This window comes from Streptomyces doebereineriae (genome assembly GCF_031845645.1).
In the GTDB taxonomy this organism is placed as follows: domain Bacteria; phylum Actinomycetota; class Actinomycetes; order Streptomycetales; family Streptomycetaceae; genus Streptomyces; species Streptomyces canus.
Genome location: NZ_JAVREZ010000018.1, coordinates 110,755 through 126,071 on the forward strand (window position 1 = coordinate 110,755; position 15,317 = coordinate 126,071).

General features: G+C 71.4%; 15 protein-coding genes. 5 read left to right on the plus strand and 10 right to left on the minus strand.

From position 1 onward, the window contains the following. Window positions 1–64: 64 nt before the first annotated feature. The 6 genes from RNB18_RS38680 to RNB18_RS38705 form a co-directional block, all read right to left on the minus strand. Complete coding sequence (locus RNB18_RS38680; RefSeq protein WP_311718759.1) at window positions 65–835, minus strand: cupin domain-containing protein; 771 nt, start codon at window positions 833–835, stop codon at window positions 65–67. Next, window positions 811–1,737, minus strand: coding sequence for a DUF6807 domain-containing protein (locus RNB18_RS38685; protein WP_059210796.1), 927 nt, complete (start codon window positions 1,735–1,737; stop codon window positions 811–813). Before RNB18_RS38685 ends, RNB18_RS38680 begins: the two co-directional genes overlap by 25 nt. Then, window positions 1,734–2,846, minus strand: coding sequence for a Gfo/Idh/MocA family protein (locus RNB18_RS38690; RefSeq protein WP_311718760.1), 1,113 nt, complete (start codon window positions 2,844–2,846; stop codon window positions 1,734–1,736). Before RNB18_RS38690 ends, RNB18_RS38685 begins: the two co-directional genes overlap by 4 nt. A gap of 227 nt (window positions 2,847–3,073) precedes the next feature. Beyond that, window positions 3,074–3,691, minus strand: coding sequence for a TOPRIM nucleotidyl transferase/hydrolase domain-containing protein (locus RNB18_RS38695; RefSeq protein ID WP_311718761.1), 618 nt, complete (start codon window positions 3,689–3,691; stop codon window positions 3,074–3,076). 52 nt (window positions 3,692–3,743) lie between these two features. Then, entirely contained in the window at window positions 3,744–4,529 is a 786-nt protein-coding gene (locus RNB18_RS38700; RefSeq protein ID WP_311718762.1) for a class I SAM-dependent methyltransferase, read from the minus strand. A gap of 199 nt (window positions 4,530–4,728) precedes the next feature. Further along, complete coding sequence (locus tag RNB18_RS38705) at window positions 4,729–5,931, minus strand: RNA-guided endonuclease InsQ/TnpB family protein (RefSeq protein ID WP_311718763.1); 1,203 nt, start codon at window positions 5,929–5,931, stop codon at window positions 4,729–4,731. Window positions 5,932–6,077: 146 nt separating this feature from the next. Between RNB18_RS38705 and RNB18_RS38710 the strand changes: the two genes are divergently transcribed. The 5 genes from RNB18_RS38710 (at window position 6,078) to RNB18_RS38730 (ending at window position 12,084) form a co-directional block, all read left to right on the plus strand. Further along, complete coding sequence (locus RNB18_RS38710; protein WP_311718764.1) at window positions 6,078–7,292, plus strand: sensor histidine kinase; 1,215 nt, start codon at window positions 6,078–6,080, stop codon at window positions 7,290–7,292. Beyond that, the gene (locus tag RNB18_RS38715; RefSeq protein WP_311718765.1) at window positions 7,289–7,936 is read left to right on the plus strand and encodes a response regulator transcription factor; all 648 of its coding nucleotides are present in this window, start codon (window positions 7,289–7,291) and stop codon (window positions 7,934–7,936) included. Before RNB18_RS38710 ends, RNB18_RS38715 begins: the two co-directional genes overlap by 4 nt. A gap of 160 nt (window positions 7,937–8,096) precedes the next feature. Continuing rightward, entirely contained in the window at window positions 8,097–9,239 is a 1,143-nt protein-coding gene (locus tag RNB18_RS38720; protein ID WP_311718766.1) for a GNAT family N-acetyltransferase, read from the plus strand. A gap of 87 nt (window positions 9,240–9,326) precedes the next feature. After that, window positions 9,327–10,562, plus strand: coding sequence for a DegT/DnrJ/EryC1/StrS family aminotransferase (locus RNB18_RS38725; RefSeq protein ID WP_311718768.1), 1,236 nt, complete (start codon window positions 9,327–9,329; stop codon window positions 10,560–10,562). Window positions 10,563–10,638: 76 nt separating this feature from the next. Next, window positions 10,639–12,084, plus strand: coding sequence for a glyceraldehyde-3-phosphate dehydrogenase (locus tag RNB18_RS38730; protein ID WP_311718769.1), 1,446 nt, complete (start codon window positions 10,639–10,641; stop codon window positions 12,082–12,084). Here the strand turns inward: RNB18_RS38730 and RNB18_RS53895 are convergent. The 4 genes from RNB18_RS53895 to RNB18_RS38750 all read right to left on the minus strand — a co-directional run bounded on the left by RNB18_RS53895 (window position 12,063) and on the right by RNB18_RS38750 (window position 15,259). Continuing rightward, window positions 12,063–12,215, minus strand: coding sequence for a hypothetical protein (locus tag RNB18_RS53895; protein ID WP_394817740.1), 153 nt, complete (start codon window positions 12,213–12,215; stop codon window positions 12,063–12,065). The two genes, RNB18_RS38730 and RNB18_RS53895, sit on opposite strands and share 22 nt — an antisense overlap. A gap of 260 nt (window positions 12,216–12,475) precedes the next feature. Then, the gene (locus RNB18_RS38740) at window positions 12,476–14,116 is read right to left on the minus strand and encodes a thiamine pyrophosphate-binding protein (protein ID WP_311718770.1); all 1,641 of its coding nucleotides are present in this window, start codon (window positions 14,114–14,116) and stop codon (window positions 12,476–12,478) included. Then, window positions 14,113–14,901, minus strand: a complete 789-nt coding sequence (locus tag RNB18_RS38745) for a cyclase family protein (RefSeq protein WP_311718771.1) — start codon at window positions 14,899–14,901, stop codon at window positions 14,113–14,115. Before RNB18_RS38745 ends, RNB18_RS38740 begins: the two co-directional genes overlap by 4 nt. Before the next feature lie 160 nt (window positions 14,902–15,061). Further along, entirely contained in the window at window positions 15,062–15,259 is a 198-nt protein-coding gene (locus RNB18_RS38750) for a hypothetical protein (RefSeq protein WP_311718772.1), read from the minus strand. Between the last annotated feature and the right edge of the window lie 58 nt (window positions 15,260–15,317).

Consider the following 15,317-nt stretch of genomic DNA (forward strand, 5'->3'; position numbering starts at 1 on the left):
TCACCTCATCCCTTCCTCGGACTTTCTATGGCCCCCCTCGGAACTCCCCCCAGAACAAACGGTGTTACTCGCCGCCGTACGGCAGCGTCGTCCCCGGCAGGTTGTACTCGTCCCGTCGGCCGCACATCCCGAAGCCGCCGAGCCGGGTCGGCGCGGCCTCGTGGGCGGTCGCCTCGCCGAGGTACGACGGTTCACCGGCCGCCAGCGCGTCGAGCTGGGCGCCGGTGCGCTCCGCGGTGGCCAGGGCCCCGGTCCGCCACAGCTCGCGCCAGGTGGGCACCTTGTCCCGTACCAGGCGGGCGGCGGCCCGCTGGAACTCCCGATACGGGCCGTTGTCTCCGGCGACCAGTGCCTCGCGCAGGCCGAGGTAGCCCTCGACGGCGAGGTCGCGGCGCCGGCGGGCGGCCGCGGCCGTCTCCGGTCCCGTACCGGGCGGGAGCCCGGCGGCCTCGGCATACCGCGAGGGGTCGGCGAGCACTTCCGGCGGGAAGGTGAAGACGGCGTCCCCGGCCTCGGGCAGACCGCTGTTCTGCATCAGCACGGTGATGCGCAGATCGCCACCCTGGACCATGCGGTGCACGGTGCCCGGTGCGAACCAGGCGATCGAGCCCGGCTCCAGGGGGATCTCCCGGTAGCCGTCGGGGCTCAGCGTCTGCACCGCGCCCCGGCCGCCGGTGACGACGTAGGCCTCCGTGCAGACCAGGTGCAGATGCGGGCTGCCGCCGCAGACGCCGTCGGCGGCCTCCCAGTCGTAGGCGCTCAGGTGGGACAGGCCCACGGCGCCCGGCAGCGGGTGGGGGAGGCCGGGCTTCACCAGGACAGGCCTTCCAGACACGAGGACACGCGTTCCTCGTCCCAGGCACCGTCGGCCACGACCAGCCGGTAGCGGTACTCGAAGGACTCCCCCGGCGGCAGCTCGAACTCCTCGAAGAACGCCCAGGAGAAGGCGACCGTCGGGAAGGGCTCGGAGCGCACGAACCAGTGCGACTCGTGGATGGCGTGCTGCGGGTCGAGGTTCTCGGGGGCGTGCGCGAAGACGAGCGTGGAGTGGGCGTCCACGTCGTCGTGCTCGGTGGTGAAGGCGAGCCAGGGGCTCTGGCTGCCCATCAGCTTGTCCGCGTCGCCGTCCGTGTCCGGGGCGAAGACCGACCCACCGGTGAAGTCGCGGGGGCCGCGCCACTGGAGTCCGGTGTAACCCGCCATCTCACGGCCCGCGGTGGTCGGGGATCCGAAGGCCAGCGGCTCGTCGCGGGTGTTGGTGAGGCGGATCGACCAGTCCAGCGCCCAGGAGCCGGCCTCCTCGTCGACCGAGTGGACGGTGATGCCGCGGACTTCGCGCGCCCACTCGCTGCCGCCGTTCTCCACCCAGGTGAGCTCCTCGGCGACGGTGAGCCGGTCGTCCTCGACCGACAGCACCGGGAAACCGTCGTGCCGCATCGAGCCGACGCGCTCCGGCAGGGGCAGATAGCCCTGCCCGTGGACATAGCAGTTGCCGCCCCAGAAGTTCTGCCCCGACAGATGACTCGCGGTCATCTGCAGACCCTTGTGCCAGCGGTGGTCGTTGGGACGGTAGCCGGTCACGGTGCGGCCGCCGAGGGTGCGCACCGGGTGCGCGTAGGGCTTCTTGGCCTCGAAGGCCTCGGGGTCGGGTCGGTAGACGTAGCGGAGGATCTCCGTGCCGTTCGCCGCCTCGACGGCGATGTGCTCGCCGTGGACGTGGCTGACGCGGATGCTCATGCGCGCTCCTTGGGGGCCCAGTGGGGGTGGTCGCCGTGCATGGCCGGGTAGAAGGGGTCGCCCGGCGCGATCTCGCCGGCATGCACGGGCAGGCCCGTGAACGCGGACTTGTAGAGCGCGGCGGCGAACTCGAGGGTGGCACGCGCGTCGGCGCCGCTGCCGGGCGGCCTGACACCGTTGTCGTACGCGTCGAGGAGCGCGCCGAGCTGGGCCGCGTGCGAGCTGGGCACGTCGGCGGCGGGCGTACGCCAGGCGTCGACGCGGTCGGCGGCCACGTGGGGGGCGGGTGTGTAGGTCCAGTCCTGGTTGCGGTGCCCGTACAGGTGGGTGAGTTCGACGGTCGCGTCGGCACAGTCGATGCGGATGCGGCTCACCTCGTCGGGTGACAGCACACTGTTGACGACGGTGGCGAGGGCGCCGCTCTCGAACCGGACGAGGGCCGTGGAGACGTCCTCGCTCTCGGTGTCGTGGACCAGCCGGGCCGCCATCGCGCGGATCTCCGCCCACGGGCCGAGCAGGTGCAGGAGAAGGTCGTACTGGTGGATGCCGTGGCCCATGGTGGGCCCGCCGCCCTCGCTGGCCCAGGTGCCGCGCCACGGTACGGCGTAATAGGCGGCGTCCCGGTACCAGGTGGTCTGGCAGTGCGCGACGCGGGGGGCGCCCAGCTCGCCGCTCGTGATCAGCTGGCGCGCGTGGACGGCGCCGGAGCCGTAGCGGTGCTGGAAGACCACGGAGGCGTAGGCCCCGGACGCCTCCTCGGCCGCCGCGATCTCGTCGTACTCGGAGAGCGACAGGGTCAGCGGCTTCTCGCACAGCACCCAGGCACCCGCCTTGAGGGCGGCCACCGTCTGCTCCCGGTGCAGCGACGGCGGAGTGCCGATGAGGACCAGGTCGGGGCGCGCGGCGTCCAGCATCCCGGCCATGGAGGTGTACCCGGCGACCTCGCCGCCCGCGAGTTCCCGGAAGGCGTCGAGTCTGCCCTGGTCCACGTCGACGGCGGCGACCAGTTCTGTGCGCTCGGCGTGGACCCTGAGCGCGGACAGATGGCTGCCGCTGACGATGGCGCCGGTGCCGACCACGGCTACGCGGCGGCGGGCTGGACGGGGCATACGGTCCTCCTCGGACGTCCGGCAAGGGGACGCTGACGTGCGGGGAAAGCGCTTGCTCTCCCGGAGTCGACCCTAGATCCCCGGCGATTGTCCTAACAAGACCCCGGGCGGTGATATCGGTGAACACGCCACGCACACAGCCCATTCACTTGCCGGACTCAAGTAATTCGAGCGTGCTCACCTCCGCACACGCCTTCCCATGCCCCGGGTGTGCGGGAGAGCCCAGGTCAGAGGGCCGCGAACAGGTCGTCGAGCGGGGCGGGGACGCCGTCGGGGTCGAGGGCCTCGACGAGGACGCGACCGTAGTGGATCTTGCGTCCCTTCTTCGTGCCGAGGAAGCGCCGCAACTGCTGCTGAGCGGTGCGGTCCCGCTGGGCGGGCTGGGACAGGAAGGTCTGCAGGGGCCGCAGGTCGCCCTCCTCGCGCACGAGTTCCGTCACCCGGGGCACACCCAGCGCGCGGATGAGCTCGTCCTCCAGGTCCGCCGCGCAGACGAAGTACCCGTCCGCTGCCGCGCCGGCCCGCTCCCAGCCCCGGGCGTAGAAGGGCCGTTCCCGCTCGTCGCACAGTCCCGTCAGGCGCAGGCCCAGGCCGGACGGGCCGAGAAGGCCCGCGAAACGGCCGACGCTCATCGCCCCGCCCATCGCCAGGACGCAGAGCCCCTCGGCGGCCAGGTTCCGGCCACGGCTCGCGGCCAGCGCGTCGACCGCCGCCACGTCGCTCGGCCCTTCGAGCAGGACGACGGTCCGGACGGACAGCCGTGCGGCCAGTTCGCGTGCCGGGTCGCCGGGGCCACCGGCCGCCCACGCCGTGACCGCGTCCCGGAACTCCCCCATGTCAGCCATGGGAGGAGTCTGTGCCCTCACCGGCCCCGGCGACAGGCAATTTCCGCCGGCCTCACCGGCCCGCCTCCCCGTGCGTCACCCGGATCTTGGACTGGCCGTGCGGGAGTTCCTCCCAGTCGTCCATGAACCGGGCCCGCAGTCCGTGCTTCTCGGCCAGCCCGACGAGCGTCTCGACGCGGTAGTAGAAGTCCTCCCGGAGCACATGGTGCTCCTCGCCCTCGGTGCGGTCGAAGGTGAAGTCGAACCAGCCGTCCGGGGTGAGCACCCGGCCGACGTTGGCCAGACACTCCTCGATCACCGGGAGCGGCGAGTGCGAGAAGACGCTGTGCGCGTGGACGACGTCGAAGTGGGCGTCCGGCAGGAACCGCAGCGTCAGGTCGCGCACCGGGGTGAGGTTCGGCAGCCGCTTCTGAAGGGACATGTCGACGATCGTGTCCTGGGCGGCGAAGAGGATGTCGGGCGAGATGTCGATGCCGTGGTAGTGCCCGGGCTCCAGGTGGCGGATGAACCGCCAGCCGCCGCGCAGGTTGCCGCAGCCGATCTCCAGCATGCGGTGCTCGGGGCGCAGCCCGTGGCCGAGGAGGTAGTCGAACTGCATCGCCCCGAGCGCCAGCCAGCGCTCCCGGTTGCGGCTGCCGACGGCCGCGTCCGGGTCGGTCCGGGTGTCGGAGCGCATCACGGCGCGGTAGTAGGAGATGTGGTCCGGGTGCCGGCGGCGCAGCCACAGGTCGCGGGCGGCCCGGGCCACATGGCGGGGCACGCGGTCGGGGTGACGCAGGGCGTAGCCGACGCGGTGGCCGAGGGCGGCGCGGTTGGCAGTGAGGTTCTTGGCGGGCATCGTGAGGCCTTTCGCAGGTTGTCGCTCTGCTCCCAGCCTCGATGCGGAAGCCGGGCCTCCGGCTCGGCCAACGAGCTCCCTCCGCGGAGAGTTTCGGGCGACCGGCATGTCAGCCGATCGGTTGATGCGGTCCTGCTTCCCGGCAGGCACGTTAGACACGGAGCTTGACTTCCTCCCCCCTCGTGAATGAGGGGGATTCCTACGGCTCGCGCCGTGGGGTTTTCTGCTTCATCGCCGACTGCCTGCCCGGAGAACTCCGTTGAGGTCTTACACCGGCTCCACAGACTGTCAGGGCCAGCCCGGCCCCCAGAAGGTTCTGCGCCGCGTTCACGTCCCGGTCGTGGGTCGTTCCGCAGTCGCACGTCCAGGTGCGGACGCTGAGCGGCATCTTGTCCTGCAAGGCACCGCAGGCGGAGCACAGTTTCGAGGAGGGGAACCACCGGTCCACGGCGATCACCTCACGTCCGTACCAGGCGGCCTTGTACTCCAGCATGCTCCGGAATTCCGACCATGCCGCATCCGAGATGGTGCGGGCCAGACTCCGGTTTTTGACCATGTTGCGCACGGTCAGGTCCTCGATCACGAGCGTTTGGTTTTCGCGCACGAGCTTCGAGGTGAGTTTGTGGAGACCGTCTCGGCGACGGTCGGTGATGCGGGCGTGGATGCGGGCGGCCTTGCGCCGGGCCTTGGCCCGGTTCGCGCCGTCGCCCTTGGCCTTGCGGGCGAGTTCCCGCTGCGCCTTCGCGAGCCGGGCACGGTCGCGGCGCTCGTGCCGGGGGTTGGCGATCTTCTCTCCGGTGGACAGCGTCAAAAGGTGGTCCAGGCCGACGTCAATACCGACCGCCGTATCAGTGGCGGGCAGCGGCTTGATGCTGGGGTCCTCGCACAGCAGGGAGACGAACCAGCGTCCCGCCGCGTCCAGCGAGACGGTCACCGTCGACGGGCTCGCGCCCTCCGGCAGCGCACGCGACCAGGCGATGTCGAGCGGCTCGCTCATCTTCGCGAGCGTGAGCTGTCCGTTCCGGAACCGGAACCCGCTGGTGGTGTACTCGGCGGACTTCCGCGACTTCTTCCGCGACTTGAAGCGCGGGTACTTCGCCCGCCTGCCGAAGAAGTTGGTGAAGGCGACTTGCAGGTGCCGCAGCGTCTGCTGCAACGGCACCGACGACACGTCATTGAGGTAGGCCAGCTCTTCGGTCTTCTTCCAGGCCGTCAGCATCGCGGAGGTCTGGTTGTAATTCACCCGCTCCTGCCGCGTCCACGCCTGGGTGCGGGCCGCGAGCGCCATGTTGTAGACCTTGCGCACGCATCCGAACGTGCGCGACAGCTCCGCTGCCTGCGCATCGGTCGGATAGAAGCGGTACTTGAACGCCCGCTTCACGATGTTCACGGTCACGCTCACAAACTAGCGCTGCCACAGGTGAAGATCAAAGCTGCCGGCCGGAGCACTGTGATCCGCCCTAGCGGCGAATCGCAGCTCCTCGCCCTGCTCCGCAGGAGTCCGATTCCTCTCCGCCCCGAAGGGCGGAGTGTTCACGGAGGTACACGATGAACCACTCCGATCCGGACGAGCGCTGGCTGGGCGCGATCGTGCACGGCGCCTTCTTCCTGCTCCTCGGCTCGTCGTTCGCCCGCTTCCTGACCCGCGACCAGGGCGGAGCCCGCACCGGCTGGGTGGTGGCGCTGTTCGCCTTCTTCTGTGTGCTGTACGTCCTCGGGCACCTGGTGGCCCCGCCGCCCCGCCCGGGACTGCCGCCCACCCGCCGTCATCTGGTCTGGCTCGGCTGTGTCACGGCTGTCTGGGTCGTCCTGCTGGTCCTCGCGCCGAGCGCCACCTGGTGTGTGATGCCCCTGTTGTTCGCCGGACTGCACGCGCTGCCGCCGAGGATCGCGGTGCCCGCGGCGGCCGTGCTCACCGCGCTGGTCGTGGTCTCGGAGATACGGGTGGCCGACGGGCCGCTCAACCCGAACATGGTCGTGGCCCCGCCGGCCGTCGCCGCGGTCGCCACCGCCGTACTGGTGCATCTGCAACGGCAGGGAGCCCGGCAGCGCGTTCTGATCGAGGACCTGGTGCGCACCCGGCAGGAACTCGCCGCCACCGAACGGCGGGCCGGTGTCCTGGCGGAGCGCCAGCGGCTGTCCGCGGAGATCCACGACACCCTCGCGCAGGGGCTGTCCAGTCAGCGGATGCTGCTCCAGGCCGCGGAGCTGGTGTGGAGCTCGGACCGGGATGCGGCCCGTGACCATGTCCGGGCAGCGGCGGAGATCACCTCGCACAGCCTCGCCGAGGCCCGCCGCTTCGTGCACGACCTGGCTCCCGCGGACCTCGCGGAGCGTTCCCTCGCCGAGGCCCTCGACGCACTCGCCCGGCGCGAGAGCGGCCCGGGGCTGACCGTGGAGTTCCGGCTCGAGGGGGATCCGGGTCCGCTGCCGGAGCGGGTGGCGGCGGCGCTGCTGCGGATCGCCCAGGGCGCGCTGGCCAACGTCAGGGAGCATGCGGCGGCGACCCGGGCCGCGCTCACACTCACGTGGCTGGACGATCAGGTCTCGCTGGACGTCGCGGACAACGGGCGGGGGTTCGAGCGAACCGAGGCCCGGGGGTCCGGGTCGTCGACGCGTGGACACGGTCTTCCCGCCATGCGGATCCGGGCCCGCCAGGCCGGTGGCGGGCTCATCGTGGAGTCCACGCCCGGAGAGGGCACCGTGGTGTCGGTCGCCATCCCGCTCGCCGCCCCGCTCGTCGTCAAGGAGACCGCCCTGTGAGTACGCCGCCGCCCTCGTCCCCGGTCCGGCTCCTGCTCTGCGACGACCATGCCGTCGTACGCGCCGGACTGCGGGCCCTGCTCGCCGGCGCGGACGGCATCGACGTGGTCGGGGAGGCGGCCACCGGTGAGGAGGCGCTCGCCATGGCGGCCCACCTGGGCCCCGATGTCGTACTGATGGATCTTCAACTGGACGACGGCATGGACGGGGTGACGGCGATCCGGCAGTTGACGGCGGGAGGCTCTCGGGGTCCCCGCGTGCTGGTGCTCACCATGTTCGACACGGACGCCGACATCACCCGGGCCATCGAGGCGGGCGCCACCGGTTATCTCCTCAAGGCCGAGCAGCCCGAGGAGTTGTTCACGGCGATCCGCGACGCCGCGTCCGGCCGCAGCACGCTGTCCGCCCCCGTGGCCGACCGGCTGCTGAACCGGCTGCGCAGCCCGCGCCCCACCCTGTCCGCACGCGAGCAGGAGATCCTCGCGCAACTCGCCCGTGGCCTCGGCAATCGGGAGATCGCCCGGGCCCTGTTCATCAGCGAGGCGACCGTCAAGACCCATCTGGGCCGGATCTACGGCAAGTTGGGCGTCGAGACCCGGGCGGGCGCGGTGGCCGTCGCCAAGGAACGCCGGCTGCTGCCTTGACCGGCCGCGGGAACCAGGAGTATCCGATCCGCACTCTTCCGTTACGGCAGACACCCTTGACAGCATGCGTACTGTTTGGCGACGTTTGGTCCTTGCCGACACTTCGATCGGCGGGACGCGGACGCCGCGTCGTGGGGGGAATTGGGGGGAACGGTCGCCCATGCGATCCATGAGCAGTGACACGGACATAACGATCCACAGACCCGAAGAGCTCGGCACCTCGCTCCGCGAGGCCTGGCACCGGGCGATGGACGAGTCGCCCGAGTACGCCAACCCGTTCCTGGCACCGGAGTTCGCGGCCGGGATCGGCAGACACCGCCGCGGCGGCGCCCGGGTGGCGGTGCTGCACCAGCGCGGAGAGGCCGTGGGCTTCCTCCCGTACGAACGGGGTTCCTTCGGCGTCGGCCGGGCCATCGGACTCGGACTCTCCGACTGCCAGGGCCTCGTGCACCGCCCCGGGGTCACGTGGGACGCCAGGGCGCTGCTGAAGGCGTGCCGGCTCTCGGTGTTCGAGTTCGACCACCTCGCCGAGGAGCAGACGCCCTTCGCCCCCTACGTCACCGGCACGTTCGCCTCCCCGGTGATCGACCTCAAGGTCGGCAGCGACAGTTACCCGGAGTGGCTGCGCGGCGCGTACCCGGGACTCGCCAAGACGACCCTCAAGAAGGAGCGCCGGCTCACGCGCGACCTGGGTGAGATGCGGTTCGTGTTCGACGAGCGCGACCCGAGGGCCCTGCACACACTGATGCAGTGGAAGTCCGCCCAGTACCGCCGGACGGGACGGATGGACCGGTTCGCGCGGCCGTGGATCGTGAACCTGGTGAAGGACCTCTTCCACGTCCGCGAGGAGCACTTCACCGGGCTCCTCTCGGTGGTGTACGCCGGTGACCGGCCGGTGGCCGCGCACTTCGGGCCGACCTCGCGCACGGTGTTCGCGCCCTGGTTCACCGCGTACGACCCCGAGCTGCGCTACTACTCCCCCGGTCTGATCATGCATCTGCGGATGGCCGAGGCGGCCGGCCGGCGCGGGGCGCGGCTCATGGACATGGGGCGCGGCGACAAGGAGTGGAAGGACTGGCTCAAGACGCGTGAGCTGCGGGTGGCGGAAGGGTTCGCCACCCGTCCCCATCCGGTCGCGACGGCACACCGTCTGTGGCGCCGGCCCGTGCGGGGTCTGCGGAACACGGTCAACGCCCACCCGGCCCTGCGCGAGCCCGCCGACCGCCTCCTGAAGACCGTCGGCACCCTGCGTACCTCCGGGCACCGCTCGGACTCCGACAGCGCGGGACCGCTGGCGAGCTGACGAGCCTGCTCACCTCCGGTTCCCGCGGGAGCCGGCGCCGATGTGTGTTCTCCTCCACGGTCCTTCCGTGGCCCATCGACACAAGGGATGCCGATGCCCTATGGCTCGCGGCTGGCCGCGACGATGACCCGGCGACTGGGACGCGAGTGCGTCTACACGCCCTCGGCCCGGCTGGCCCTGTACCTGGCGCTCAGGCGCTGGTGCCGGCCCGGCGCGCGGGTGCTGATGTCACCGGTGAACGACGACGTGATCCTGTTCGTGGTCCTCGCGGCCGGGCTGCGCCCCGTGCAGGCCCCCGTGTCCGTGTGGGACGGCAACATCGACCCGGCCGCTGTACCGGAGTCGACCTGGCGCAATGTGGACGCGGTCCTGACCACCAACCTGTACGGCGTGCCCGACCGGGTCCTCGAACTGCGACGCCGCTGCGAGCAGTTGGGGATCCCTCTGTTCGAGGACGCGGCGCACGCCATCGGCAGCCATGTGGACGGGCGGCCGATCGGGACCTTCGGGAAGGCGGCGGCGTTCAGCCTGTCCAAGCACGTGGCCGGTATGGCGGGCGGTTTCCTCGCCGTCGAGGACGCGCGCACCCGCCGGGAACTGGAGCTGCTGCGGGACGATCTCCTGACCCCCGGACGGCTGCGCGAGGACCTGGCCACGACCCTGCGCCCACTGGCCCGGTCCGCCGTCCGGTCGCTCCATCTGGTGCGCCCGGTGTGGCGGACGATGGAGCGACTGGGGCTGCTGGAGCGCGACGCGTTCCGGATGGACCTGCACGCACCACGGCTCACCGCCTCCGCGCGGGAGGCACCGAGCCTGACCGCCTACGAGCGGTGGGTGCGCGTCGATCTGCACGGCTACCGTTCCCGGCACGGCTCGCTGGTCCGCGGCCAGCTGAAGCTGCGGATGGCCCGGCTCGACGAGGACCTGGCCCGGCGCAGGGCCGGGGTCACCCTGCTGGCGGGCACACCGTGGGCCTCGCCGGCCCTGCGCGACCGGACGGCGCACGACGGGCCCCTCCCCCTCTTCCGGGTGCCGCTCCTGGTCCACGACCGCGACACGCTCGTCCAGCGGCTGGTGCGGCACGACGTGGTCTGCGGCTACATCTACGACCCGCCGCTGGACGACTACGCGGGCGCGGAGTTCGTCGAGCCCTCCCCCGATCCGGCGCCCGCCCGCTGGTTCGCCGCGCACACACTCCCGGCCGATCCGCTGCTGGCCCGCAGGATCGTGGGCGCGTTCACGAAGGAACGGGTGGCCGACGCACACCCCTCGCTGCTGCGGCCGGTTCCGGACGTCACACCGCCCCGGTTGCTGGGGCAGTGAGCTCTGACACCCCGACGATCGATCAAAACATCAGGGGGTTAGCATATGAGCGCCGCCTAGCTCGAAAGAGAATTCTGTGACTGTCAAGGACGACTCGTTCACCGACTGGAAGAACCGCGAGGAGATCGCGGAATCGATGATCCCGATGATCGGGAGGCTGCACAGGGAGCGGGACGTAACGGTTCTGCTGCACAGCCGTTCCCTGGTGAACAAGTCGGTGGTCAGCATCCTCAAGACCCACCGGTTCGCCCGGCAGATCGCCGGTGAGGAGCTCTCCGTCACCGACACCCTGCCCTTCGTCCAGGCGCTCACGACGCTGGACCTCGGCCCCTCGCAGATCGACATCGGCCGGCTCGCCGAGATCTACCAGGCCGACGACCGCGGGCTGTCGGTGGCCGAGTTCACCGCCGAGGCCGTGGCCGGCGCGACGGGCGGCAACAAGATCGACCGCCGTGAGCCGCGGGACGTCGTCCTCTACGGCTTCGGCCGCATCGGCCGCCTGGTGGCCCGGCTGCTGATCGAGAAGGCGGGCTCCGGCAACGGCCTCAGGCTGCGCGCGATCGTGGTCCGAGGAGGCGGCGACCAGGACATCATCAAGCGTGCCTCGCTGCTGCGCCGGGACTCCATCCACGGCCAGTTCCAGGGCACGATCACCGTCGACGAGGCCGAGAGCGCGATCATCGCCAACGGCAACACCATCAAGGTGATCTACGCGAACGACCCCTCCGAGGTCGACTACACGGCGTACGGCATCGACAACGCCATCCTCATCGACAACACCGGCAAGTGGCGCGACCGCGAGGGCCTCTCCCAGCATCTGCGCCCCGGCATCGACAAGGTCGTCCTGACCGCGCCGGGCAAGGGTGACGTCCCCAACATCGTGCACGGGGTCAACCACGACACGATCAAGCCGGACGAGCAGATCCTGTCCTGCGCGTCCTGCACCACCAACGCGATCGTGCCGCCGCTGAAGGCGATGGCCGACGAGTACGGCGTGCTGCGCGGTCACGTGGAGACGGTCCACTCGTTCACCAACGACCAGAACCTGCTGGACAATTACCACAAGGCCGACCGCCGGGGCCGTTCGGCGCCGCTCAACATGGTCATCACGGAGACGGGCGCCGCTTCCGCCGTCGCCAAGGCGCTGCCCGACCTCAAGGCGCCGATCACCGGCAGCTCGATCCGGGTCCCGGTGCCGGACGTCTCCATCGCGATCCTGAGCCTGCGCCTGGGCCGTGAGACCACCCGCGAGGAGGTCCTCGACCACCTCCGGGACGTCTCTCTGACCTCCCCGCTCAAGCGCCAGATCGACTTCACCACGGCCCCCGACGCGGTCTCCAGCGACTTCATCGGCTCGCGCCACTCCTCGATCGTCGACGCCGGTGCCACCAAGGTCGACGGCGACAACGCGATCCTCTACCTCTGGTACGACAACGAGTTCGGCTACTCCTGCCAGGTGGTCCGGGTCGTGCAGCACGTGACCGGCGTGGAGTACCCGACCTATCCGGCGCCCGCGGTCTGATCCGGCCGTTCGGACGGGTGATCCCGGCCGACGGTGTCGGCGGTGCCGCGCAGCGCCGTGCGCCAGGCGCCGGCGGCGGTGCCGCTGACACGGTGGTCATCGCGGGTGAGGGTGTGGGGCTCAGGCGCCATGCGAGAGTCGTGAACGGCGGCGGAACGGGGTGCGGGTGGGGCGCGGCGTCCCGGCCCCAGTCGCCGGTCCCGGCCAGGAAGGTCGCCCGGGCCGCGGGTCCGTCCGTACGCGGACGCACCGACCAGCAGTCCGCCCCACCGGCTCCCAGAGAGCCGTCGCCGCTGTCCATGACCGGCCCGGTGAGCCGACCGGCCAGGCCGGCCCACCCCAGGGCGCCGCGCTCCTGTTTTTCCCCGGCTGGAACCCGTCACGAAGGTCCCTAGTGTCCGCGGAACGCCTCCTCCAGCCACCACGCCCCACGGTCCCGAACCACCTTGGCGTCGATCAGCAGCGGGGCGGACCGTGGCCCGGCGACCCAGTCCTCCACGGCCTTCAGATCCGTCCGCGTGTGCACGGTCACCGCCTCGAAGCCGTAACCGCGGGCCACGGCCGCGATGTCGGTCGGCGGGAACTCGACCGTGTCGAGCGGGTGTCCGTCGGGGCCGAAGTGGTGCACCTCCGCTCCGTAGGCGTCGTCGTTGTACACGACGACGACCATGGGGAGCCCGAGCCGCCGTACGGTGTCCAGGTCGGCGGCGCCCATCAGCGCGCCGCCGTCGCCGAGCGCGGCCACCGGCAGCCGGTCCGGACGGGCCAGGGCCGCGCCGATCGCGGTGGCGAGGCCGAGGCCGATCGACTGGAAGGCCTGCGTGAAGCAGAAGCCGTCCTGGTCGGGCACCGACAGGAACATGCTCGGGTGGCCCATGAAGTTGCCGGAGTCGACGCCGATCACCCGCTCCGCGGGGAGGATGTCGTCGAGCGCGATGCTGAGCGTGCGGGGGTCGATCCGGTCACGGGTGCCCGTGTCTTCGTACGGCACGTCACGCCAGCGCACCCGGGTGGCCACGGCCTCGGCGATGCCCGGCGTCCGCAGGCCCTGCAGTTTCCCGCCGTGGGCCGCCAGGACGTGCCGCGCGGTGAGTTCGACATCGCCGGTGACCCCGAGGTGCAGCTTCCGGTGCGCACCGAGTGCCGAGGGGTCGTCGTCGACCTGCACCACGGTCGTGTCCGCACCGATGAGGGCACCGTGCCGCATGGTCCACATGTTCAGTGCGCAGCCCCAGCCGACGATCGCGTCGGCCCCGCCGATGAGTTCGGCCGCCAAGGGCGAGGCGAAGCCGCCGGACACGTCGAGCGACCAGGGGTTGTCGTGGAACAGCCCACGCGCCACGGCCGAGGTCGCCAGCAGGGCGCCGCAGCGCTCGGCGAGGGCTTCGAGGGCGTCCCGGGCCCCGGGTGAGCGCGCACCGCGTCCGGCCACGAAGACCGGCCGCCGGGCCTGCTCCAGCACCCGGGCCAGAGCCGCCACCTCGTCGGCGGACGGCTCGACCGCCGTTCGCCGCGGTGGCGGTGCGGCCTGGGCGAGGGCATCGGCGGGGGCGTCCGCCGCCTGTACGTCCAGGGGGAGGTTGAGGAGCACCGTGCGTCGTTCGTGCAGGGCCCGTCGCACCGCCGCGCACGCCTGTCCCACGGCGTCCTCGGGCGACGCGACCCGCATCGGGACCGCGCCCACCGCCGTCCCCAACGCCTCCTGGTCGACGTAGAAGTTGGAGGTCGGCCGGGTCACCTCGGCCGCCACCACGACGAGCGGTGTGCGGCTCTTGGCCGCCTCGGCGATCCCCGTCATCGCGTTGGTGAGCCCGGGCCCCTGGTGGACGCTCACGGCGGCCACCGTTCCGCTCACACGCGCGTACGCGTCGGCCATCGTCGCCGCACCGCCCTCGTGGCGGGCGGCGACGAAGCGGGCGCCGGCCGCGACCATGGCGTTGGTCAGATGGAAGTTGCCGGACCCCACGACGCCGAAGACCTGCTCGACCCCGGCCGCGTACAGGGCCCGTCCGACGGCCTCCGCGACCTTCATGACCGCTCCACGAGGGCCAGCACCCGGGCGGGCGAGCCGGAGCCCGCGACGATGGGCAGGGGTCCCGCGACGACGACGCTGCCGGTGGCGGGCAGCGCGGCCAGGTTCTGGAGCTGGGTGAGGCCGTACTTGCCGCTGCCCATCAGATGGGAGTGGCAGGGGAAGGGCGGGTCGAAGGAGTGCCCGCGCCCGGCGTCCGTGCCGACCGTCTCCACGCCGAGGCCGATCACGGGCGACTCCTCGGCCACCCAGCGGGCGCACTCGGGGGACAGGCCGGGCGTGTGGGGACCGTTCTCGTCGGCGTTCAGGAACGCCTCCTGGGAGTGCGAGCGGGCGTCCCAGCCGGTGCGCAACAGCAGCCAACCGCCGTCCGGCAGCGGCCCGTTGTGCTCTTCCCAGGCCTTGACGTGGTCCACCTCGACGAGGAAGTCCGGGTCCTTGGCCGCCTCGGCGGTGAAGTCCAGTACGGCGGCGGGGGCGATCAGCCGCTGAGCCGGGACGGACGCCACGTCGGCGAGGTCCCTTCCGGTCACCCAGTGGTTCGGTGCGTCGAAGTGGGTGCCGGTGTGCTCACCGCTGCGGAAGTTGTTCCAGTACCAGGCCGGGCCGCGGTCGTCGTAGCGGCTGATCTCCTCCAGCTCGAAGACGGCCGTCTGGCCGAACTGCGGCGGAAGTTGGATCACGGGTGTGGACGACGACAACGGCGAGGTGAGATCGACGACTTCGATCGAACCGGCCCGCAGGGCGGACACCAGCGCGGCGAGAAGGGACGGCTGCTCGTGCATGAGGGCCTCCTGAAACACTCCGAGGCCGACAGCATGTCACCGACCGTCCGGCCGAGGCCCGGCTTCGCGCGCCGTGTCCGGCAATCCCACCCGGGCGCCCCGCCGGAGACCACGACGGGCCCAGGATCGTCCGATCCGGGGCCCGGCAGCAGGCGTTCGGTCAGTTGACGCCGACGTGGGCGTTGAGGCTCGCCGCGACACCCTCGGTGGAGACGAGGGCGTCGACGTCGGCGCAAACCTCGAGGTGCGCCACCTGGAGGTGCAGACCGGCGGTGGTCGCGGCGGCGGCACCGCCGGAGACGTTGTCCAGGTCGGCATCGTTGAGCTCGGCCGCTACGAGGTGGGGGGCGACGTTCATGGCGCGCGGTTCCTTTCGCATGAGCAATCCTCGAGGAGGAGGGACACCGGATGGAAGC